Annotated in this window: 18 protein-coding genes; 11 read left to right on the top strand and 7 right to left on the bottom strand. The window is 67.9% G+C overall.

Annotation, left to right across the window (positions count from 1 at the left end; genetic code table 11):
• The first annotated feature begins 1 nt into the window (after nt 1).
• The 5 genes from ACZ9GM_RS01935 (at nt 2) to ACZ9GM_RS01955 (ending at nt 7,154) form a co-directional block, all read left to right on the top strand.
• Nucleotides 2–2,005, top strand: coding sequence for an acetoacetate--CoA ligase (locus ACZ9GM_RS01935; RefSeq protein WP_476037155.1), 2,004 nt, complete (start codon nt 2–4; stop codon nt 2,003–2,005).
• Complete coding sequence (locus tag ACZ9GM_RS01940) at nt 2,002–2,946, top strand: 3-hydroxyacyl-CoA dehydrogenase NAD-binding domain-containing protein (RefSeq protein WP_291475272.1); 945 nt, start codon at nt 2,002–2,004, stop codon at nt 2,944–2,946. The genes ACZ9GM_RS01935 and ACZ9GM_RS01940 overlap by 4 nt, the downstream gene beginning before the upstream one ends.
• A 20-nt stretch (nt 2,947–2,966) precedes the next feature.
• Nucleotides 2,967–3,860: an amidohydrolase family protein gene (locus ACZ9GM_RS01945; RefSeq protein WP_476037156.1), complete on the top strand. Its 894-nt coding sequence runs from the start codon at nt 2,967–2,969 to the stop codon at nt 3,858–3,860.
• A gap of 251 nt (nt 3,861–4,111) precedes the next feature.
• Nucleotides 4,112–5,455, top strand: coding sequence for an MFS transporter (locus ACZ9GM_RS01950; RefSeq protein WP_291475269.1), 1,344 nt, complete (start codon nt 4,112–4,114; stop codon nt 5,453–5,455).
• Between the two features lie 457 nt (nt 5,456–5,912).
• Nucleotides 5,913–7,154 (top strand): MFS transporter, encoded by a 1,242-nt coding sequence (locus tag ACZ9GM_RS01955; protein WP_291475339.1) that lies wholly within the window; start codon nt 5,913–5,915, stop codon nt 7,152–7,154.
• Nucleotides 7,155–7,302: 148 nt separating this feature from the next.
• Here ACZ9GM_RS01955 and pcaD read toward each other — a convergent pair whose 3' ends face one another.
• From pcaD to ACZ9GM_RS01970, 3 genes are read right to left on the bottom strand one after another with little or no spacing between them, the layout of a single operon-like run.
• Nucleotides 7,303–8,109: a 3-oxoadipate enol-lactonase gene (pcaD, locus tag ACZ9GM_RS01960; RefSeq protein WP_291475267.1), complete on the bottom strand. Its 807-nt coding sequence runs from the start codon at nt 8,107–8,109 to the stop codon at nt 7,303–7,305.
• Between the two features lie 20 nt (nt 8,110–8,129).
• Nucleotides 8,130–9,380: an acetyl-CoA C-acetyltransferase gene (locus tag ACZ9GM_RS01965; protein WP_476037157.1), complete on the bottom strand. Its 1,251-nt coding sequence runs from the start codon at nt 9,378–9,380 to the stop codon at nt 8,130–8,132.
• 23 nt (nt 9,381–9,403) lie between these two features.
• The gene (locus ACZ9GM_RS01970) at nt 9,404–10,186 is read right to left on the bottom strand and encodes an IclR family transcriptional regulator domain-containing protein (protein ID WP_476037158.1); all 783 of its coding nucleotides are present in this window, start codon (nt 10,184–10,186) and stop codon (nt 9,404–9,406) included.
• An 83-nt stretch (nt 10,187–10,269) separates the two neighbouring features.
• On the opposite strand from ACZ9GM_RS01970, the gene ACZ9GM_RS01975 reads away from it, so the two are divergent.
• Both ACZ9GM_RS01975 and ACZ9GM_RS01980 read left to right on the top strand, forming a co-directional pair.
• Entirely contained in the window at nt 10,270–11,037 is a 768-nt protein-coding gene (locus ACZ9GM_RS01975) for a CoA transferase subunit A (RefSeq protein WP_476037159.1), read from the top strand.
• Nucleotides 11,034–11,687: a 3-oxoacid CoA-transferase subunit B gene (locus ACZ9GM_RS01980; protein WP_476037160.1), complete on the top strand. Its 654-nt coding sequence runs from the start codon at nt 11,034–11,036 to the stop codon at nt 11,685–11,687. The genes ACZ9GM_RS01975 and ACZ9GM_RS01980 overlap by 4 nt, the downstream gene beginning before the upstream one ends.
• 16 nt (nt 11,688–11,703) lie before the next feature.
• Here ACZ9GM_RS01980 and purU read toward each other — a convergent pair whose 3' ends face one another.
• Nucleotides 11,704–12,582 carry a formyltetrahydrofolate deformylase gene (gene purU, locus ACZ9GM_RS01985; protein ID WP_291475261.1) on the bottom strand — a complete coding sequence of 293 codons (879 nt, stop codon included), beginning with the start codon at nt 12,580–12,582 and terminating at the stop codon, nt 11,704–11,706.
• A 69-nt stretch (nt 12,583–12,651) separates the two neighbouring features.
• Nucleotides 12,652–14,013, bottom strand: a complete 1,362-nt coding sequence (locus ACZ9GM_RS01990) for an alpha/beta fold hydrolase (RefSeq protein WP_476038303.1) — start codon at nt 14,011–14,013, stop codon at nt 12,652–12,654.
• Between ACZ9GM_RS01990 and ACZ9GM_RS01995 the strand changes: the two genes are divergently transcribed.
• Together ACZ9GM_RS01995 and clpX are read left to right on the top strand one after the other, a co-directional pair.
• Nucleotides 13,903–14,226 carry a hypothetical protein gene (locus ACZ9GM_RS01995; RefSeq protein ID WP_476038304.1) on the top strand — a complete coding sequence of 108 codons (324 nt, stop codon included), beginning with the start codon at nt 13,903–13,905 and terminating at the stop codon, nt 14,224–14,226. The two genes, ACZ9GM_RS01990 and ACZ9GM_RS01995, sit on opposite strands and share 111 nt — an antisense overlap.
• A 162-nt stretch (nt 14,227–14,388) precedes the next feature.
• The gene (gene clpX / locus ACZ9GM_RS02000) at nt 14,389–15,663 is read left to right on the top strand and encodes an ATP-dependent Clp protease ATP-binding subunit ClpX (protein ID WP_291475334.1); all 1,275 of its coding nucleotides are present in this window, start codon (nt 14,389–14,391) and stop codon (nt 15,661–15,663) included.
• A gap of 23 nt (nt 15,664–15,686) precedes the next feature.
• Here the strand turns inward: clpX and ACZ9GM_RS02005 are convergent, their stop codons facing one another.
• Nucleotides 15,687–16,685 (bottom strand): TetR family transcriptional regulator, encoded by a 999-nt coding sequence (locus tag ACZ9GM_RS02005; RefSeq protein WP_476037161.1) that lies wholly within the window; start codon nt 16,683–16,685, stop codon nt 15,687–15,689.
• Nucleotides 16,686–16,941: 256 nt separating this feature from the next.
• On the opposite strand from ACZ9GM_RS02005, the gene ACZ9GM_RS02010 reads away from it, so the two are divergent.
• On the top strand, nt 16,942–17,952 hold the full coding sequence (locus tag ACZ9GM_RS02010; RefSeq protein ID WP_291475682.1) for a malate dehydrogenase: 1,011 nt from the start codon (nt 16,942–16,944) through the stop codon (nt 17,950–17,952).
• Nucleotides 17,953–18,020: 68 nt separating this feature from the next.
• Nucleotides 18,021–19,154: an alpha/beta hydrolase gene (locus ACZ9GM_RS02015; protein WP_291475681.1), complete on the top strand. Its 1,134-nt coding sequence runs from the start codon at nt 18,021–18,023 to the stop codon at nt 19,152–19,154.
• Nucleotides 19,155–19,176: 22 nt separating this feature from the next.
• Here the strand turns inward: ACZ9GM_RS02015 and ACZ9GM_RS02020 are convergent, their stop codons facing one another.
• Entirely contained in the window at nt 19,177–21,102 is a 1,926-nt protein-coding gene (locus ACZ9GM_RS02020; protein ID WP_291475680.1) for a solute carrier family 23 protein, read from the bottom strand.
• Nucleotides 21,103–21,335: the final 233 nt, after the last annotated feature.

Raw genomic sequence — 21,335 nt, forward strand, 5'->3', positions numbered from 1 at the left:
CATGGCACAGATCCTCCGCGACGTCCCCGCCGATGCCGTCTCCACCAGCCGCATCGGCCACTACCTGACCTGGCTCAACGCCGAACGGGGCCACAACTTCACCGGCTGGGACGACCTCTACGCCTGGTCGGTCACCGAGATCGAGGACTTCTGGGAGTCCGTCTGGGACTGGTTCGGTATCCAGGCGCACAGCCCGTACACCGCCGTCCTCGAGTCCCGTGCCATGCCGCACGCGAACTGGTTCCCCGGTGCGACCCTCAACTACGCCGAGCACTCCCTAGGCACCCCGGAGCAGGTCGACCGGGTCGCCGTCACCGCCGTCTCCCAGTCCCGCGACGAGTTCACCCTCACCTTCGGTGAACTGCGCGCCGAGGTCGCCCGCGTCGCCGCAGGGCTGAAGGACCTCGGGGTAGGACGCGGCGACCGGGTCGTCGGCTACCTGCCTAACCAGCCCGAAGCGCTCGTCGCCTTCCTCGCCACCGCCAGCCTGGGTGCGATCTGGGCGGCCTGCGCCCCCGAGTTCGGCACCCGCAGCGTGGTCGACCGGTTCTCCCAGGTCGAGCCGAAGGTCCTCTTCGCCGTCGCCGGGTACCGCTACGGCACCAAGGACATCGTCCGCGACGACGAGGTCGCCGAGGTCGTTGACGCCCTGCCGGCCCTTCAGGCCGTCGTCCCGGTGACCTACGGTGACTTCTCGCTGCGCTCCGACCTGCGGGACCGGTTCTCCGACCACCTCACCGTCTCCGACTACACCGACCTCGGCGCCGGTTCCTCCGGAGACACGCCCCTCACCTTCGCCGCCGTTCCCTTCGACGAGCCGCTGGTCATCCTCTTCTCCTCCGGCACCACCGGTAAGCCCAAGGCCATCGTCCACGGCCACGGCGGCATCCTCCTGGAGACCCTCAAGTGCTCCGGGCTGCAGCTCGACCTCGGCCCGGACGACGTCTTCTGCTGGTTCTCCACCACCGCGTGGATGATGTGGAACACCCTGGTCGGTGCGCTGGTCCTCGGTTCCGCCATCGTCATGATCGACGGCAACCCGAACTTCCCCGACGACCGCGAACTCTGGCGCGTCGCCGAGCGCACCCGCACCACCGTCTTCGGTATGGCGCCCGGCGGGATCATGGCCGCGGTGAAGTCCGGCTTCGATCCGGCGTCCGAACTCGACCTCTCCACCGTCAAGGAGATCTGCTCGGCCGGCGCGCCGCTGCCCGCCGCCGGTTACGGGTGGGTCGTGGACACCTTCGGTCCCGGCGTCCTGCTCAATGTGGGCTGCGGCGGCACCGACGTGTGCACCGGCATCCTCCACGCCACCCCGCTGACCCCGGTCTACGGCGGTGAGATGTCCTCGGCCAGCCTCGGCTTCGCCGCCAAGGCCTTCGACAGTGACGGCAATGAAGTCTTCGACGAGACCGGTGAGCTGGTCATCACCGAGCCCGTGCCGTCGATGCCGGTGACCTTCTGGGGCGCCGACGGTGAGCAGCGCTACCGGGACGCCTACTTCGACAAGTTCCCCGGCGTGTGGCGTCACGGCGACTGGGCCCGTTTCGACTCCGCCGGCGGCGTCGTCGTCACCGGACGCTCGGACGCGACCCTCAACCGTGGTGGTGTCCGCCTGGGCACCGCCGACTTCTACACCGTGGTGGACGCGCTGCCCGGGGTGAAGGACTGCCTGGTCATCCACCTGGAGGATCCGGACGGTGGCATGGGGAAGCTGGTGCTGTTCGTCCAAACTGACGACGGTGTGGAGCTCGATGACGCGATGGTCGCCACGATCCGCACCGAACTGCGCACCGAACTGTCCCCGCGTCACATCCCCGACCAGGTCGTCGGCATTTCCGCGGTCCCGCTGGGCCGCACCGGCAAGAAGCTCGAAGTGCCGGTCAAGCGCATCGTGCAGGGCGCAGACCCCGCGTCCGTGGTGACGCCGGGTTCGCTGGCCGAGCCGCACTCCCTCGACGACATCGTCGCCTACGCTGCGGCGTCACAGGAGGTTGACGCATGAGCGCGATGAACACCGCCGTGATCGGCACCGGCGTCATCGGTGCGGCATGGGCCTCGGCATTCCTCACCGCCGGTTATGACGTCACCGCCTGGGACCCCGCCGAGGGAGCCGAGGAGCGGCTGCACGACCAGATCGCGAAGAACCTCGCCGTCACCGACCGGCTGCGGGACGGGACCGTGGAGACGCCGCCCCGCGGCGTCCTGCGCTTCGCGGAGACCCTGGCCGACGCGGTGGCCGGGGCGTCCTTCATCCAGGAGTCCGGCCCCGAGCGCCTCGACCTCAAGCAGGACCTGCTCGCCCAGATCGACGCCGCGGCCCCGGCCGAGGCACTCATCGCCAGCTCCACCTCCGGGTTCGGGCCGTCGTCCCTCGCAGCGTCTGCCACGGCCCACCCCGGGCGGATCGTCGTCGGCCACCCGTTCAATCCCGCACACCTCGTGCCGCTGGTGGAACTCGTGCCCGGACGTGACACCCCGGCCGACGCCGTCGACCGCGGCCTCGCCTTCTACCGGGAGGTCGGCAAGAAGCCGATCCTCGTGCGCGCCGAACTGCCCGGCCACGTCACCAACCGGCTGCAGGCCGCTCTGTGGCAGGAGGCCTACTCCCTGGTGCAGCGTGGGGTGGCGAGTGTGGCGGACATCGACACCGCCATCGCCTACGGCCCCGGCCTGCGCTGGTCGGTGCTCGGGCCCCTGGCACTGCAGCACCTGTCGGGTGGTCCCGGCGGAATGCGTCACCTGCTCGAACACCTCGGCCCGCCGCAGGAGGTGTGGATGCACGACCTGCAGAAAGTGCACCTCGATGACGGGCTCACCGACACCCTGGTCGCCGGGGTAGACGCTGAACTCGACGGCCGTGACCCCGCAGCCATGGCGGAGCAGCGCGACGAGATGCTCGTCCGCCTGCTCGCGCTCAAGGCCGAATTCCCCGATCTCCGATAACGACAGAGGAAGACACGAAGATGACGTACACCCCGGCCATCGACACCGAGAAGATTGTCGCACTCGACGTGCACACCCACGTCGAGGCGGACGGTCATGGAGAGCGCTGCCACACCTCCCTGGACCAGGAACTGCTCGATGCCTCCGCCGACTACTTCCGCGCCCCGGTCCCGCGCACCCCGACGGTCGCCGACCTGGCGTCCCACTACCGGGAACGGAACATGGCTGCGGTGGTCTTCACCGTGGACGCCACCACCGCACTCGGCGGGCACGAAGGTGTCTCCAGCGAGGAGATCGCCGAGCAGTGCGCCGATAACAATGACGTGCTCATTCCGTTCGGCTCCGTCGACCCGCTGCAGCCCAGGGAGGCGGTGGCGAAGATCCGGACGCTGGCGCGGGACTACGGCGTCCGCGGCCTGAAGTTCCACCCCAGCCTGCAGGGGTTCGACCCCAGTGACCGGATCTGCTACCCGCTGTACGAGGCAGCGACGGAGGAGGGGCTGGTGTGCCTGTTCCACACCGGTCAGACCGGCATCGGTGCCGGACTGCCGGGTGGACGCGGCATCAAGCTGCGCTACTCCGATCCGATGCTGCTCGATGACGTCGCCGCGGACTTCCCGGACCTCACGATGATCCTCGCGCATCCTTCGGTGCCGTGGGTCGACAGTTCGATCTCCATCGCCACGCACAAGGCGAACGTGTACATCGACCTGTCCGGGTGGTCGCCGACGTACTTCCCACCGCAGCTGACCCGGGTCATCGGGACGGTGCTGCGCGAGAAGACCCTGTTCGGCTCCGACTTCCCACTGATCACACCGGACCGGTGGATCGACGACTTCGACAAGCTCGGGATCCGCGAGGAGGCCATCCCGCTGATCATGAAGGACAACGCGGTGAAGGTTCTGGGTCTGTAGGCGGCGGTCGTCGGCAGTCGTCGGCAGTCGTCGGCACAGTCACCCCTGGAAACCACCCCCGTCGCCATGGACATGGTGGCGGGGGTGGTTTTCTTCGCTGGTCGAAGGTGAATCAACGGGGCGAAGTCGTTCGTTATGCGAACCCATTTGCGCACAGTGAACGCCCGGTTACGGTGTTCCATGCAACACATCACCGGGATGCCGTGCGCTGCTTCACAGTCCACCGGATCCCTCCGCGAGAGGAGAAGACCATGTCAACGGCGACTCAACGTGATGCGCGGGACGCTGCACCGTCCGGCCGTTCCGGCGGGGCAGGCAGGGACGGTACCGTCCGTCGACGCAGCACCGTCGGCGTCGTCGTCCTGTGCTGGCTGGCTGTCCTGCTCGACGGGTTCGACCTCGTGGTGCTCGGCACGACCGTCCCGTCGATGCTCGACGACACCGACTGGTCCCTCAGCGGGTCTCAGGCCACGATGATCACCACCATCGGTCTGGTTGGAATGACCATCGGCGCACTGACTATCGGCGCGCTGACCGACCGGCTCGGCCGGCGTCGCGTCCTGACCCTCTCGGTCCTCGGGTTCTCCGTCTTCACCCTCGGTCTCGGGGTTCCGATAGGGGTCGCCGGTTTCGCTGTCCTGCGCTTTCTCGGCGGTGTCGCTCTCGGCGGGGCCCTGCCCACCGCGATCTCCCTGGTCACCGAGTTCCGGCCGCACGGTAAGGCGGGCTCGGCATCCACCACGGTGATGACCGGCTACCACGTCGGTGCTGTGCTCACCGCGCTGCTCGCCATGTTCCTCATCGATGCCGCCGGCTGGCACGCCATGTTCATCGCCGGTGCGGTCCCGGGCATCGTTCTCGCGGCAGTCCTGTGGTACTTCCTGCCGGAATCCCCGCACTACCTGCGTCTCGTCGGTCGGACTGACGAGGCTGACCGGATCGCGGAGTCCTACGGCCTGTCTACCGGGGACGCCATCGACGCCACCCTCGGTGAGGAGGCCACCGGGCACAACGCGGTCGCCACGCTGCTGTCGCCGGCCTTCCGTCGCAACTCCCTGGCGATCTGGGGCACCTCCTTCATGGGCCTGCTGCTGGTCTACGGACTGAACACCTGGCTGCCGCAGATCATGCGCGAGGCCGACTACGACCTCGGCAGCTCCCTGAGCTTCCTGCTCGTCGCGAACGTCGGTGCGGTCGTCGGCCTGGTCCTCGCCGGTGCGGTCTCCGACCGCTGGTCTCCACGGAAGACCTCGGTACTGTGGTTCGTGGCCTCTGCGGTGTTCCTCGCCCTGCTCGCCGTGCGGATGCCGCTCGTCGCCATCTACGTCGCCCTGTTCCTCACCGGTGTCTTCGTCTTCAGCTCCCAGGTGCTGGTCTACGCCTTCACCGGTGAGAATCACCCGGCGTCGGTGCGTGCCACCGCGATGGGCTTCTCCGCCGGTATCGGACGCCTCGGTGCGATCACCGGCCCGATCCTCGGCGGGACGCTCTCCTCAGCCGGGGTGGCCTACCCCTGGGGCTTCTTCGCCTTCGCCGCGGTGGGTCTGGCGGGTGCGGTGATCTTCTCCTTCAGTCGGACGCTGAACGAGCGCTAGTCCGTCGCTCTGCGTCAGATGACCCCGGTCGGGAATACCCCGGCCGGGGTTTCGTCATGGACAGGTGGTCGGGAGCGTCTGCCATCAGCACGGAAAGCATCGCAAGTACCCCCGGTTGCCACCCCTTTTTGCATTGCTTTGTGGGGTGGTGGTGGATCTGTGCAGGTCACGGCGATTGATGTTGCAGGGAATGTTCATCAGGAGAACACGTTTCCACATCATGAACCACCTTCTAGAATGAGGTGCACGTCACATTGCCGACGTGTCGTCGATGAACTCACACAGTCCGCCGGCGGCACCCCGAACAGACAGGGACATGACGATGACACTCACAACCGACCACCAGGACAACCAGGACCCCACGGTCCCGACCGGCGGCGCATCCCGCAGTTCCGTCCAGCGTGGACCCACCCGTCGCAGTGCCGGCTGGGTCATCGCCCTGTGCTGGATCGTCGTCATGCTCGACGGCTTCGACCTCGTCGTTCTCGGCGCGGCGCTGCCGGCGATGCTCGATGACACCGCCCTGGGGCTCACCGGCTCACAGGCCACCATGCTCACCACCGTCGGTCTGGTCGGCCTGGCGATCGGTGGACTCACCATCGGCACCTTGACGGACAAGATCGGCCGACGCCGCGTCCTCGTGCTCTCCGTCTTCGGCTTCTCGCTGTTCACCCTGTTCCTCGCGCTGCCGGTCGGTGTCTTCCTCTTCGCCGCCTTCCGGTTCATCTCCGGCATCTTCCTCGGTGGCGCGCTGCCCACCGCGATTTCCATGGTCGGCGAATTCAGCCGACGGGGGAAGACCGGATCGGCTACGACCACGGTCATGACCGGCTACCACATCGGTGCCGTCGCGACCGCCCTGCTGGCCATGTTCCTCATCGACGCCGCCGGCTGGCACGCCATGTTCATCGCCGGCGCCGTGCCGGGCCTCATCCTCGGCGTCGTGCTGCTGAAGGCTCTGCCGGAGTCGCCGCACTTCCTGCGTTCCGTGGACCGCGACGCCGAGGCCGACCGCATCGCCGCCACCTACGACCTCGCCACTGATGACGCCATCGATGCCACCCACGGTCAGGAAGCCACTGACCACAACACCGTCCGCGCTCTGCTCGCCCCGGCGTTCCGCCGCAACACCGCCGCCATCTGGGGTGCTTCCTTTATGGGCCTGCTGCTGGTCTACGGACTGAACACCTGGCTGCCGCAGATCATGCGCGAGGCCGACTATGATCTCGGCAGCTCCCTGAGCTTCCTCCTGGTGCTCAATCTCGGCGCCATCGTCGGCCTGTTCCTGGCCGGACATGTCGCTGACCGCTGGTCCCCGCGCAGGACCTCGGTGCTGTGGTTCACCGTGGGCGCGGTCTTCCTCGCCCTGCTCGCGGTGAAGATGCCGCTCATCGTGATCTACGCCGTCATCTTCCTCACCGGTGTCTTCGTCTTCAGCTCCCAGGTGCTGGTCTACGCCTTCGTCTCCGAGAACCACCCGTCCTCGATCCGGGCGACGGCCATGGGCTTCGCCTCCGGTGTCGGACGCCTGGGCGCGATCGCCGGCCCGCTGGTTTCCGGCACCCTGGTCTCCGCCGGTCTGGCCTACCCCTGGGGCTTCTTTGTCTTCGCCATTGTCGGTCTGGCCGGTGCACTGATCTTCTTCACCAGCCGCACCCTGAACCACAGCAGCCAGGACAAGGTGGTCAGCCAGAGCTGACCCCTCCGTCGGGTACAGAATCCTTCGGGTGCAGAAGTAGTGCCGGGGAGTCGGTCTCAATCAATGAGACCGACTCCCCGGCACTACTTCCGGACATGAGGGTCCGGAGCGTGGGTCTGCCGACGGGAGAGACCGACCCGCCGACCGATCAGTCGAGGGGGACTCCGTCGAGGGCCATGCCGATGTGTTCGGCGAGCAGTCGGGTGACCTCGTCGGGACGTTCGACGGTGGGGACGTGGGCGCCGGGGTCCAGGACCTCTGCCCGGGCCTCGGGCACGGCGTCCGCGATGGACTGCAGGATCTCCGGGGGAGTGGACGGGTCGGTGGACCCGGCGACGGTGAGCGTCGGCACGGCGATCTGTGGCAGTCGGTCGGCGAAGTCCCACCGGCCCAGTGCCTCACTGCACAGGGCGTAGCCCTCGTCGTTGACGCTGCGGATCATCCGGCGGTACGCCTCAGTGGAGGCCGGGTGCGCCTTACGCCAGCCTTCGGTGAACCACTTCTCCACGGTGCCGTCGGCGAGGCTGCCGGTGCCGTTCGCGCGGACCCCGGCGGCCCGGTCGAACCAGGACTGCGGCTCGCCGAACTTCGGGGCGGTGCACAGCAGGGTCAGGGACAGGACACGGTTCTTCGCCCGACCGGCTGCGAGATGCTGGGCGACCGCGCCGCCGAGGGACAGTCCGGCCAGGTGGAAGGACGCCACCCCCAGTCGGTCGAGGGTCTTGAGCAGGTCAGTGGCGATGTCGGCGACGGTGTAGCGCGCGGTGTCGCCGGTGGGCACCGGGGAACCGCCGTGACCGGGGTGGTCCACGGCGATGACGCGGGCGTCGGCGGACAGGGCGTCCATCTGCGGCAACCACATGTCGGTGGTGGAACCGATGGAGCCGGTGAGGACGATGACGGGGGCGTCGGTCCGGCCGGAGCGGGGACCGACGGAGACGGAGTTCAGGATCATGGTCTCTTCCTTACACGTATCTACACGGCGCGGTCGATGACGGCGGCGAGGCCCTGGCCACCGCCGATGCACATGGTGGCCAGACCCAGATCGCCACCGGAGCGGGAGAGCTCGTGGCACAGCGTGACGAGCAGGCGGGCGCCGGTCGCTCCGACCGGGTGGCCCAGGGAGATGCCGGAGCCGGAGGGGTTGAGGCGGGGATCCGAAGGGTCGAGGTCCCACTCGGAGAGCACGGCGAGGACCTGCGCGGCGAAGGCCTCGTTGAGCTCGATGATGTCGAGGTCGTCGAGGGTCAGTCCCAGCCGGGACAGGACCTTGGCGGTCGCCGGTACCGGGCCCACACCCATGGTCTCCGGAGCGACACCGGCCACCGCCCAGCCACGCAGCCGGGCGGCAGGTGTCAGTCCCAGTTCGGCGGCTTTCGCACGGGTGGTGACGATGAGGGCGGCGGCGCCGTCATTCTGACCGGAGGCGTTACCGGCGGTGACCGTGGCGTCCTCGTCCTGACGGGCCCGGACCGGACGCAGCCCGGCGAGCTTCTCGACGGTGGTGCCGGGACGCGGGTGCTCGTCGGTGGTGACGGTGATCTCCGGGTCCTTACGGCGACGGCCGGGCACGGTGACCGGCACGATCTCCTCGTCGAAGAGGCCCTGCTCCTGGGCGGCGACGGCGCGCTGCTGGGAGCGGGCGGCCAGGGTGTCCTGCGCCTCACGTGACAGGGAGTACTGCTCACGGAGGTTCTCGGCGGTCTCGATCATGCCGCCGGGGATCGGGTGGTTGCGTCCGCCCGCGGTCTCGCGGCCCTGGGCCAGACGGTCGTGGAGCACCAGGTCGCCGCCCTTGACCCCCCAGCGGATCGAGCCGTCGACGGTGTACTCGGTGGTGGACATGGACTCCGCGCCACCGGCGATGACCAGGTCGGCGGCACCGCAGGCGACGTGGGCGGCGGCGGTGACGACGGCCTGCAGGCCGGAACCGCAGCGACGGTCGAGCTGCATGCCGGGGACCGTCTCGCCGAGGCCGGCGTCCAGGGCGACGACGCGGCCGAGTGCGGGGGCACCACCGGCGGGGGACGCCTGGCCGAGGATGACATCGTCGATGTCCTCAGCAGAGACGCCGGAGCGTTCGACGACCGCCTTGACGACGGTGGACGCCAGGTCCTGGACGGGGATGCCGGAGAAGACTCCGCCGTAGGCGCCGACCGGGGTGCGCAGCGGGGTGCACAGGACGATGTCGGAGTCGGCGGGGGAGGGGACGCGGGAGTCGGTCATCGGGGTGCCTTTCTGGTGGGTGATCAGTGGGTGAGCGCGTAGTCGGTGGAGATGAGGTCCGCGGTGCGCATGACCGCGGGAAGGAAGGTGCGGTGCAGTTCGGCGACATCGTGGACCGAGGTCTGAGTGGAGATGTTCACTGCGGCGACGACGGTGCCGTCGTAGTCGGTCACCGGAGCGGCGACGGAGCGCAGACCGGGTTCGAGTTCCTGGTCGACGATGCACCAGCCCTGGTCACGGACCTTGGCGATCTCCTCGCGCAACCGGTCCTCGTCGACGAGAGTGCCGGGGGCGAGCGCCTCGAGCTGGACCTTCGAGAAGTAGTCGTCAAGGGTGGCGGCGTCCATCCCGGCGAGCAGGACCCGTCCCATGGAGGTCGCCCAGGCGGGGAAGCGGGTACCGACGGTGATGTCGACGCGCATGATCCGGCGGACCGGGACACGCGAGATGTAGACGATGTCCGTGCCGTCGAGGACGGACAGGGAGCTGGATTCATCGACGGACCGGGAGAGGTCGTCGAGACGGGGCCGGGCGACGGAGACCAGCGGCTGGGAGGTGAGGTAGCTGAAGCCGATCTCGAGGACACGCGGGGTGAGCCAGAACTCCCGGCCGTCGGTACCGGCGTAGCCGATCGCCACGAGGGTGTGGAGGAACCTGCGGGCCGTCGCGCGGGCGAGCCCTGAGGCGGTGGCGACCTCGGCGAGGGTCTGGTGGGGCGTCTCGGCGGAGAAGGTGCGGAGGACGTCGAGGCCACGGACGAAGGACTGGACGGCGCCGGTGTCGCCGGACGATGCTGCGGGACTCACGGGAGTTACTCCTGCTCGGGGGCAATAGTGTTCGCACAGCGGACAAGTGTGCGTTTCATGAACTCCAGTGTACTGTCATTCCCATGCTTGACAAAACATGTGCATCGGTCGAGGACGCCGTCGCCGACATCTGCGACGGTGCGTCGCTGTCCGTCGGCGGTTTCGGCCTCGTCGGAATCCCCGCCCTGCTCATCGAGGCCGTCCGGAAGGCCGGTCCGAAGGACCTCACGGTCATCTCCAACAACTGCGGTACCGACGGCTTCGGCCTCGGCACCCTGCTGGAGGATCGGCTGATCTCCCGGACCATCGGCTCCTACATCGGGTCGAACAGGATCTACGCCGCCCAGTACCTCGGCGGCGAGCTCTCCGTGGAGTTCACCCCGCAGGGCACCCTGGCCGAGCGGATGCGCGCCGGCGGTGCCGGTGTCCCGGCGTTCTACACCAAGGCCGGTGTCGGCACGGAGCTGGCCACCGGTGGTCTGCCGGTGCGCTACAACACCGACGGCACCCCCGCCGAGCTGTCCCCGCCGAAGGAGTCCCGCGTCTTCGACGGCGAGGAGTACATCCTCGAGACCGCCATCCGCTCCGACTTCGGCCTGATCCACGCCCACAAGGCCGACCGCAAGGGCAACCTCGTCTTCAAGGAGACCGCCCGCAACTTCAATCCCGAGGCCGCCCAGTGTGCCCGGGTCTCCGTCGCCCAGGTCGAGTACCTCGTCGACGACCTGGATCCGGATGAGGTCCACCTGCCCGGGATCTACGTCGACCGCGTGGTCGTCGTCGGCCCGCAGGAGGCCGGCATCGAGAACCGCACCACCCGCCCCGCGCAGACTGCAGAGGAGCTTTCATGACCTGGGACCGCAACCAGATGGCCGCCCGGGTGGCCGCCGAACTGAGCGACGGACAGTACGTCAACCTCGGCATCGGCATGCCGACCCTCGTCCCCGGACACCTGCCCGAGGGCATCGAGGTCATGCTCCACTCCGAGAACGGCGTCCTGGGCGTCGGTCCGTACCCGACCGAGGACGAGGTCGATCCGGAGCTGATCAACGCAGGCAAGGAGACCATCACCGTCGTACCCGGGGCGAGCTTCTTCAGCTCCTCCGAGTCCTTCGGCATGATCCGGTCGAAGTCCATCGACGTCGCCGTCCTCGGCGCGATGGAGATCTCCCAGTTCGGTGACCTCGCCAACTGGATGGTGCCGGGCAAGATGGTCCGCGGCATGGGCGGGGCGATGGACCTGGTCCACGGTGCGGAGAAGATCATCGTCATGACCGAGCACCTCACCAAGAAGGGCACCTCGAAGATCGTCAAGCAGTGCGCCCTGCCGCTGACCGGTGCGAAGTGCGTGGATCTCATCGTCTCCTCGCACGGCGTCTTCGAGGTCGACCCGGTGACCGGGCTGACCCTCGTCGAGTGCGCCGACGGTGTCACCGTCGACGAGCTCCGCGAGCTCACGGCCGCGCCGTTCGCTCTCGCACCCGCACTCGTCAACGCCTGAGGCTGACCAGGCAGGATCAGAACACGATCGTGTGATTCCCGGTGCGGATCACCCGGTCCTGCGCGTGCCAGGACACGGCACGCGAGAGCACGGAACGCTCAACCTCCGCACCCCGCTGACGCAGGTCGGTGACGGAATCGGCGTGGGTGACGCGCACCGTGTCCTGTTCGATGATCGGGCCCTCGTCGAGGTCCTCGGTGACGTAGTGGGCGGTCGCGCCGATGAGCTTCACGCCACGCTCCCAGGCGCGGCGGTAGGGGTCCGCGCCGACGAACGCCGGCAGGAACGAGTGGTGGATGTTGATCACCGGGACGCCGAGCTTCTCCAGGAAGTCATTCGAGATGATCTGCATGTACCGGGCGAGGACGACGAAATCGACGTTGCCCTTGAGCAGCCGCAGGATCTCCGCCTCCGACTCGCTCTTGTCCGGTCCCTTCTGGGAGGGCACGTGGAAGAAGGGGACGCCGAAGGACCGGACATCCTCGGCCGTGGTGGTGTGGTTGGAGATCACCATGGGGACGGTGACCGGCAGATCACCACGACGATGACGCCACAGCAGGTCCAGCAGGCAGTGGTCACCCGACGAGGTGAGGATCGCCATCCGCTTCGGCACGGAGCGGTCGCTGAGTGACCACTGCATGCCGTAGGGGGCTAGGGTCTCGGCGAGGTCGGCCTGGATGTCCTCCAACGCCGTGACGAGATTGTCGCGGTGGAAGACGATGCGCTGGAAGAAGTCCCCGTCCTGGTCGTTGCTGGAGTACTGGTCCAGGGCGGTGATGTTGCCGCCGTTGCGGGTGATCACGGCGGAGACGTGGGAGACGATGCCGGGCTGGTCAGGGCCGTGGACGATGAGGCAGGCCTGGTCGATCAGGGAGGGGATGGACGGTCCTGTCATGCCGGACGTGCTCACTTCGGGTTCCTAACGGTACGGGGGTTGGTCGTACGTGTCGTACGGGGTGTCCCCTCAGTATGCCGTCCAGTGCTCCCGCAGTGCGTCACCGACCTGCCCCGGCAGCTCGACCGGCAGCAGATGTGCCCCGGGGAGGACCAGATGACGCACCGCTGTGGGGATGACCTCATTCATCTGCGCCAGGGTCGCCGGGGGACAGGTGGGGTCCTGTTCACCGGCCAGCGTGAGGGTGGGTGCCGTGATCTGCCCCAGCAGTTCCTGACCGTTGAAGGTGGACAGGGCGTCGCACGCCCCGGCGTAGCCTTCGATGCTGGTCCGGGTGATCATCTCCTGGACCGCGAGCGCGGTGCCGGGCCGGGTGCGCCGGAAGTCCCCGGTCAGCCAGCGGGGGACCGTACCCACGGACAGTTCCCGCAGCGTGATGATCCCCCGGCTGCGCACTGCGAGAGCCTTGGTCTCCCAGTCCTCGGGGGCCCCGAAGGACGGGGCGGTGCACATCAGGGTCAGGGTGCGGACGCGCTGCGGGGCGTGTGCCGCGATGTGCTGGGCGACAGCGCCGCCGATCGACAGCCCGACGAGATCGACGGCGCCGGTGCCGAGGGTGTCGAGGGTGTCGCAGACGTCCGAGGCCAGATCGGCGATCGTGGTCGGGCCGGCCGGTACCGCCGGCCGACCCCCGGCGTCCTCGTCATCGACGGTCTCCGACCTGCCGGGCAGCGCGTCGGGCAGCGGGGACGCCCCGTGGCCGCGGTGGTCCAGGGCGATGAGACGGAAAGACTCCCCGTCCGGGATGCCGCTGACGGCGTCCTGGAGGGGAGTCCACATGTCCACGGAGGAGCCGAGCGCGCCGAGCAGGACGACGGAGCGGGCGTCCGGACCTTCGTGGCCGGTGATCCGGGAATGCAGGATGGTCATGGCGACCAGCCTACGGAAAAGCGGGGGTGGAGCCGGGCAGACCACCGGACTGACTACCCGGCGGAGGAGGCTGCGGAGGCCTCCGGGGCGGCCGCGGATGAGCAGCGGGAAGATCTCGCCGACGATGACCCAGGTCAGCGGCGCCCAGGTGAAGGTGTAGAAGGCGACGTAGATGCAGAGGAAGCCCACGATCATCATCGGGTCGGCGTCCGACCACAGGCTGTTGATCACGGCGGGCAGGAGGATGGACAGGCCCATGACGGTGCCGTCGAGCAACAGGAGTGTCTTACGGCTGAACTGTCGGCGACCGCGAGATCTGGTGCCCCACCGGCTCCCAGCGCCTCTACGGTCCCCGGGACCCTCGACCAGGTCGCCGAGCAGTCCCGTGTCATCGCCGAGCGGCTTGACGCCTCCGACGACACCCCCGTGAAGATCGTCTGGAAGCCGGTGCTCACAGACTCCGACAACATCCTGTCCGCCATCCTCGAGGCCGGTGCACAGGACAACGTCGTCGGCGTCATCACCTGGATGCACACGTTCTCCCCGGCAAAGATGTGGATCCGCGGCCTCAAGGCCCTGTGCAAGCCGCTGCTGCATCTGCACACCCGGGCCGACGAGCAGATCCCGTGGAGCTCCATCGACATGGACTTCATGAACCTCAACCAGGCCGCCCACGGTGACCGCCACGACTCCCTGTGGTGGAACGCCGTGTAGCAGCGCGTCTCCCAGGGGTTCTGATCCTGAGGGGTACACTCGAGCGGAGCTGACCGGTCCGCTGTGCCCCTCTTCTCCGGGGGAGTACCGCCGGACGGACCGGCCCGACGAGTCAGATGAGCCCCGACGAGATCACAGGAGTGGCCCGAGACCATGGCGTCAATGCAGGAAAGCGGCGAGCTGCTGAAGTGCTCGTTCTGCGGCAAGAGCCAGAAGCAGGTACGGAAGCTGATCGCCGGCCCCGGCGTGTACATCTGCGACGAGTGCATCGAGCTGTGCAACGAGATCATCGACGAGGAGCTCTCCGCCGGCGGCGGTGACGTGGACACCACCGATCTGCCGCACCCGGCCGCCATCACCCGCTTCCTCGACGAGTACGTCATCGGTCAGGATGACGCCAAGCGCACCCTCGCCGTCGCCGTCTACAACCACTACAAGCGGACCCGGGCCGAGTCCTCCGACGCCACCGCCCGCCGCTCCGACGACGAGGTCGAACTCTCCAAGTCGAACATCCTCATGCTGGGCCCCACCGGCTCCGGCAAGACCTACCTCGCCCAGTCCCTGGCCCGGATGCTGGACGTCCCCTTCGCCATCGCGGACGCCACCAGCCTCACCGAGGCCGGCTACGTCGGTGAGGACGTGGAGAACATCCTCCTCAAGCTCCTGCAGGCCGCCGACTTCGATGTCGCCCGCGCCCAGCAGGGCATCATCTACGTCGACGAGCTCGACAAGATCTCCCGGAAATCCGAGAACCCGTCGATCACCCGCGACGTCTCCGGTGAAGGCGTGCAGCAGGCGCTGCTGAAGATCCTCGAGGGCACGGTCGCCGCCGTTCCTCCGCAGGGGGGACGCAAGCACCCGAACCAGGAGTTCATCCAGTTCGACACGAAGAACGTCCTGTTCATCGTGTCCGGCGCCTTCGCCGGCCTGGAGAAGGTCATCTCCGACCGTCGCGGGAAGAAGGGCGTGGGCTTCGGCGCGGAGATCCGCGGCAAGGCCGACGAGGAGAAGGACCCCTTCCGGTTCGTCGAGCCGGAGGACCTGGTGAAGTTCGGTCTCATCCCCGAGCTCATCGGCCGTCTTCCCGTCATCACGCACGTCGGTCACCTCGACTCCGACGCCCTGGTGCAGATCCTCACCGAGCCGAAGAACTCCCTGGTGCGTCAGTACCAGCGCCTCTTCGAGATGGACGGGGTCCGCCTGAGCTTCGAGGAGGACGCCCTCCTCGCCATCGCCGAGAAGGCCCTGGAACGGGGGACCGGTGCCCGTGGTCTGCGGTCGATCGTCGAGTCGATCCTGCTGCCGGTGATGTTCTCCATCCCAGACGACACCGGTACCGGAGAGGTCATCATCACCGGCGACAGCGTGCGTACCGGCGCTGACCCGCAGCTGCTGACCCACGAAGAGGTCGCCGAGCGCGAGCAGCGCTCCGCCTGACGACGGGGCGGGGACTGAGAGGCTCAGTCGTCGTAGAGCGAGCTCAGTCCGTCGTCAGCGGTGTTCACGTCGTCGTCCGCGCCTTCCCGGTAATCCAGGTAGTCGAGGAAGCCGGGTTCAGTGTCCACGGCGACACCGCTCCACGGCGTCACCGGCACCGGACCCGTCTCTTCCCCCTCCTCGGTGGGCGGAGTCGTCGCGGCGTCCTCCTCCCCGGTCGCGGTACTGTCACCGTCCCCGGCGGAGTACAGCGACGCCGAGACAGAACCCGGTGTCATGACTGTGGGGGAGGCGTGGGTGTAGGAACTGCCCTGGTCGGTCGGCATCGACGTGGTGAGGAACGCCAGGACCGTGTCGCAGGCCAGCATCTCCAGCCCGTCGACGGTCGGACCGTAGTCCACGTCGGTGGCGTAGTGGCCGTGGAAGGTCGAACCCTGGGCAGCGGGGAAGGTACACAGTGAGGTGATGAGGACGTAGACGTCCTCGGCGGAGATCCCAGGCCGGAAGGCCCCGAAATCCTGGCCGCGCATCAGCACCCGGTCTATCTGGAGCACCACCGGGGAGGACTCGAGGGTTTCGGGGCGCCCCGTCACGTGGGCGTGGCCCTGGATGTTCTCGGTGAGGATCAGCCGCACGGCGTCCGGGTGGGCGCGGTGGCGCCGGTAGGCGGTGCGTACCAGTGCCCGGACCGCCTCGGCGGGGGAGTAGTCCTCGACGTCCATGTCGGACGGTCGGGGCCACACCAGCCGGAAAGCATAGCGCAGTGCCTCGTCGTAGAGCCCTTCGACATCGGAGAGCAACGGGTGGTCCGCCGGCACCCCGGCGCCGACGGCGATGTCACCGGTGTTCGCCTGCAGGCCGGACCGGACCAGTTCGGGCAGGGCGGTGTCGAGGATCAGCCGGTACTCGTCGATCGAGCAGCCGTAGCGGCGGAAGGTGTCGGGGAGGACCTCGAGGCGTGCGGCGACATCGTTCCAGTCGGAATCGTCGGTGATGACCGGAGTTGCGGGTTGCAGCGTCATGCCGGGCGTTCCTTCCGGGGTCGGCCGATCCGGGGATCCGGGGATTCGGGGGTGCAGGGGGTGCAGGGGGTGCGACGGGAGTGGTTTCACCCCCGTACTGAGTTGTGTCCTTATGTATACGGGCAAATGCCAGACTAGTAGGTCTACTACAGACGGTGGATACACCCGAACCGGTGTCCACCTAAGAGGGGGTGATCCACGGAATGCACTTAGACTGGCGAACGGACAACCCACCGACCCTTCAGGAGTGCCCACCGTGCAATCCACCGCCCCCGTCACCTCCCCTGTCACCGTGACCGTCACCGGCGCCGCCGGACAGATCGCCTACTCCCTTCTCTTCCGCCTCGCCACCGGCGAGGTCTTCGGCCGCGACACCGTAGTAAACCTCAACCTCCTGGAGATTCCCGCGGCCACCACCGCCGCCGAGGGCGTCGCCATGGAGCTGCAGGACGCCGCTTTCCCGCTGCTCGGAACCGTCACCGTCACCGATGACGCCGACGTCGCCTTCACCGGGGCGGACGCGGCCTTCCTCGTCGGTGCCAAGCCGCGGGGCAAGGGTGCGGAGCGCTCCGAGCTGCTCGCCGACAACGGCGGCATCTTCGGCCCCCAGGGCAGGGCCATCGCGGCCAACGCCAACCCGGGCGTCCGTGTCCTGGTCGTCGGCAACCCGGCGAACACCAACGCCGCCATTGCCGCAGCCGCCGGTGGACTGCCTGCCGGTTCAGTCACCGCGATGACGCGGCTGGACCACAACCGTGCCCTGTCCCAGGTCGCGCAGCGGCTCGGGACGCCGGTCTCGGGCCTGCACCGGATGACGGTCTGGGGCAACCACTCCACCACACAGTTCCCGGACATCACCGAGCTCGTCGACGACACCGGACGCTCACTCACCGAGGATCTCGGCGGACTGGAGGGAACCTGGAACACCGAGGAGTTCATCCCGCGGGTCGCCAAGCGTGGCGCGGAGATCATCAGTGTGCGCGGTTCCTCCTCGGCGGCGTCCGCGGCCTCGGCGGCCGTGGACCACATGCGCGACTGGGTCCAGGGCACTCCGGAGGGCGACTGGGTCTCGGTCGTCCTGGCGTCTGACGGCTCCTACGGTGTGCCCGAGGGTCTGATGTGCAGCTTCCCGTGCCGCTCGGTCGACGGGGCCTGGCAGATCGTGCAGGGCCTGGCGCTGTCCGAAGCGCAGCGGGCCCGGCTGGACGCCTCGGTCGAGGAGCTCGCCGACGAATGGTCGACGGTGCAGGAACTCGGTCTCGTGTAGCCTGGGCTGAAGTTTTTTCGGGGCCGAAGGTTCCCTTTTGCGGGGTCTACCCCCTATGGTTGTGATCTATGTCACAGACTTCGCAACTGAATGCCCGTGCCAGCGCCAACCAGGGGGCGGAGACCTACCGCCCTTCCGTGCTCGACCGGATCATCGCCGCCGGGGCCCGCGCCCTCCGCTTCATCCCCGCTCCGCTGCTCTCGGTCTTCTCCCGGACGAACAACGCCGGCGACCGGCTCGACGGTGACGTCGCCCTCTCCCTGCTCACGCTGAAACTCGTCGGCGGATCCGACATTGCCGACCAGGACGCCGTGGACGCCCGACGCAACGTCGACCGGCAGGCCTACCTCGCCGGCTCCTGCGGGACGAAGTCACTGGAGGTCGGCCTCGTCGACCACCGCATCGTCGGCGGCGTCCGCGTGCGCGTCTACACTCCGGCCGGTGCGGCCCGGTGGCAGGGCGGTAGACCGGCGCCGGCCATCATCTACATGCACGGAGGAGGGTGGGCGACCGGATCCCTCGACAGTCACGACTCGACCTGCCGTTTCCTCTGCCGTCGCAGCAGTGTCCAGGTCTATTCGATCGACTACCGGATGGCTCCCGAGCACCCGTTCCCCGCCCCGCTGGAGGACGTCACCACCGTGATCTCGGCAGCCGTGTCCGGACAGATCGCCGAGATCGACCCGGAGCAGGTCATCATCGCCGGCGACTCCGCCGGTGCGCACCTCGCCACCGCGTCCACGCTCTGGCTGCGTGACCGGGGACTGCCGCAGCCGGCCCTGCAGATGCTCTTCGCGCCGGTCGTGGACCTCCGGGAGGTCGACGAGGTGATGGCGACCTACGCGAGCCGCCGCGAATTCCACGACGGTCCGTACATCACCGAAGACCACTTCCGCTGGTACGACAAGGCCTTCGTCAGTGAGCTCAGTGACGAGGAGCGACGGGGTGACCTCGTCTCCCCGATCCTGGCCGAGGACCTGTCCGGCATCGCCCCGGCCTATGTCGCCGTTGCCGGACATGACCCGCTGCGTGACGAAGGTGAGGCCTACGCCGCCCGCCTGGATGAGGCCGGGGTGCCGGTGACGGCGCGTCGACACCGCGGCCTGGTGCACCCCTTCGTGAACTCCAGCGTGATCTGGTCGGGGTCCGGGCGAGCCCTGGATGAGGCGGTCGGTGCGGTGCGGCACGTGCTGAGTATCTGAGCGTCTCCGTCCCCGGCACCACCTACCCCAGGTGGTCGAACTTCGACTCCCACGCGGCGGCGACCGGATTGGCGTCCGCGATGAGGTTGTTGAAACGGTCATTGGAGATCTCCACGACCTCGCCCAGCAACTGCAGGTGCTCCTGCTCCGGGGAGTTCTCCAGCCGGCGCAGACCCTCCGTGACGATCTGACTACGGGAGTCCATCCGGCCCAGGCAGGCGACGAAAGGCATCCCGAACCGCTCCCGGTACTGGTCAGAAAGGTCCCGGAGCTGCTCCTGCTCCACATCGTCCATATCCTCCAGGGCGAGCGAGCCGGCGAACCCCGACTCGCGCCTCAGAGCGTCCTCGTCGAGCAGGAGATCAGCCATCGACGGGTAGTCGTGGATCAGAGCATCCTGCTGCTCGCGCGGGGCGGTGAGCACGGCGTCCTGCACCGCATCGCGCAGGTCCTGGACCGTGGCGAAGGGGCCGACGGCATGGGCGCGCTCCAGCGGCCACGTCGCATTGTTGAACAGCGGTGAGAAGGTGCGCAGGAAGGACGCCTGATCCATGGCGTTGACGTCCTCCAGAGTGAGCATCCGGCCCGCCGCATCGCGGGTGACGTCGGGGGACGGGCGGCGTCCCACATGGAAGAACAGCAGGTTCAGCACGATCGCGGCGATCGAACCGGTCGTCACACCCGAAGCGAAGAAGACCTGTGCCCACTCCGGGAAGACTTCGGCGATGCCCGGCTTGAACGTCACCAGCATGCCCAGACCCATCGAGATCGTGAGGATCGTGGCATTGCGCGTGTCCGTCAGATCGACCTTGCCGAGCGTCTGGATACCGACCAGCGCCACATTGGCGAACAGTGCCATACTCGCCGCACCCAGCACCGGGGAGGGGATTGCGGCGACGATCGCGCCGGCCTTCGGGATCAGACCGATGACGATCATGAGGACGCCGGCCGCCGCGACGACCCACCGCGACCGTACACGGGTCATGCGCACCAGACCGACGTTCTGCGCGAAGCAGGTGTAAGGGAAGGAGTTCATCACGCCGCCCAGGGTGGTGGACAGGCCGTCGGCCCGCAGCGCGCGGGCGATGTCCTCCTTGGTGGTGCGGCGTCCGACGATCTCGCCGGCAGCGAAGACGTCTCCGGTGGACTCCACCATCGTGATCAGCATGACGATGATCATCGAGATCGCGCCGGTGAGCACGAACTCCGGGGCGCCGAAGTAGAAGGGGGTCGTGAAACCGACCCAGTCGGAGGTGCCCACGTCATCGAAGCCCGTGTCGCCGAAACCGAAGGCGACGGCGGTGCCGATGACCAGGCCGACGAGGATCGACAGGGTACCGAGGAAGCCCTTGAAGAAGCGCTGCATGACGATGATGATCGCCAGCGTGAGACCGGCGTAGGCCAGGTCCTTCGTCTCCGGGGCGCCTTCGGCGTAGTTCGTGAAGTCGTTCGCGGCGACCGAGAGCAGCGTGATGCCCATTGTCGTCAGCACCGTGCCGATGACCACCGGCGGGAAGAACCGGATGAACTTCGCGAAGTACGGGGCGGCGAGGAAGGTGAAGATGCCCGAGATGATGATCGAGCCGTAGATCGCCGGGAGGACGCCCACCCCGCCGTCCTCGTTGACGGCCAGGCCGATCGCCACGATCGGTGCGACGGCCGTGGTCGTCACACCCTGGATGATCGGCAGGCGCACACCGACCTTCCAGAAACCGACCGACTGGATCAGTGTGGCGATACCGCAGGTGAACAGGTCGGCGTTGATGAGATGGATCGTCGTCTTCGCGTCGAGATTCAGCTGGCCGGCGATGAGGAGCGGGACGACGACGGCGCCGGCGTAGAACGCGAGGAGGTGCTGGACGGACAGGACCGCGAGCTTGCCGGCGGGCGGGACCTGGTCGACGGGATGCTTCTGCTGGGCCGGAGGGGCGTAGGTGGTTGTGCTCATGCAGGTTCTTTCCGTGCAGGTTCTTTCCGGGAAACGTCAACGGTCCGAGGTTTGATCGAGGTCAGTGGATGTCTGATCGATGCCGATCGATGTCAGATGGACCGGGGTACCGACACAGGGTAGTCCGCCGGTAGGGGCGGCCTGGAATCGTGGGGTGCTTCACATGTTCTGTGACCTGCACGTCGCGCTTTCTCATGTCATCGCCCCTCTTATGTCCGGATGTAGTGCTGAGG

Source organism: Corynebacterium sp. UD i78 (assembly GCF_056280545.1).

Bases quoted from the DNA above. Each gene is read 5' to 3' on its own strand.
- ACZ9GM_RS01945 (WP_476037156.1), top strand. From the start codon at position 2,967: ATGACGTACACCCCGGCCATCGACACCGAGAAGATTGTCGCACTCGAC.
- ACZ9GM_RS01935 (WP_476037155.1), top strand. From the start codon at position 2: ATGGCACAGATCCTCCGCGACGTCCCCGCCGATGCCGTCTCCACCAGC.
- ACZ9GM_RS02015 (WP_291475681.1), top strand. From the start codon at position 18,021: ATGTCACAGACTTCGCAACTGAATGCCCGTGCCAGCGCCAACCAGGGG.
- pcaD (WP_291475267.1), bottom strand. From the start codon at position 8,109: ATGATCCTGAACTCCGTCTCCGTCGGTCCCCGCTCCGGCCGGACCGAC.
- ACZ9GM_RS02005 (WP_476037161.1), bottom strand. From the start codon at position 16,685: ATGACGCTGCAACCCGCAACTCCGGTCATCACCGACGATTCCGACTGG.
- ACZ9GM_RS01965 (WP_476037157.1), bottom strand. From the start codon at position 9,380: ATGACCGACTCCCGCGTCCCCTCCCCCGCCGACTCCGACATCGTCCTG.
- ACZ9GM_RS01955 (WP_291475339.1), top strand. From the start codon at position 5,913: ATGCTCGACGGCTTCGACCTCGTCGTTCTCGGCGCGGCGCTGCCGGCG.
- ACZ9GM_RS01975 (WP_476037159.1), top strand. From the start codon at position 10,270: ATGCTTGACAAAACATGTGCATCGGTCGAGGACGCCGTCGCCGACATC.
- clpX (WP_291475334.1), top strand. From the start codon at position 14,389: ATGCAGGAAAGCGGCGAGCTGCTGAAGTGCTCGTTCTGCGGCAAGAGC.
- ACZ9GM_RS01950 (WP_291475269.1), top strand. From the start codon at position 4,112: ATGTCAACGGCGACTCAACGTGATGCGCGGGACGCTGCACCGTCCGGC.
- ACZ9GM_RS02020 (WP_291475680.1), bottom strand. From the start codon at position 21,102: ATGAGCACAACCACCTACGCCCCTCCGGCCCAGCAGAAGCATCCCGTC.
- purU (WP_291475261.1), bottom strand. From the start codon at position 12,582: ATGACAGGACCGTCCATCCCCTCCCTGATCGACCAGGCCTGCCTCATC.
- ACZ9GM_RS01980 (WP_476037160.1), top strand. From the start codon at position 11,034: ATGACCTGGGACCGCAACCAGATGGCCGCCCGGGTGGCCGCCGAACTG.
- ACZ9GM_RS01940 (WP_291475272.1), top strand. From the start codon at position 2,002: ATGAGCGCGATGAACACCGCCGTGATCGGCACCGGCGTCATCGGTGCG.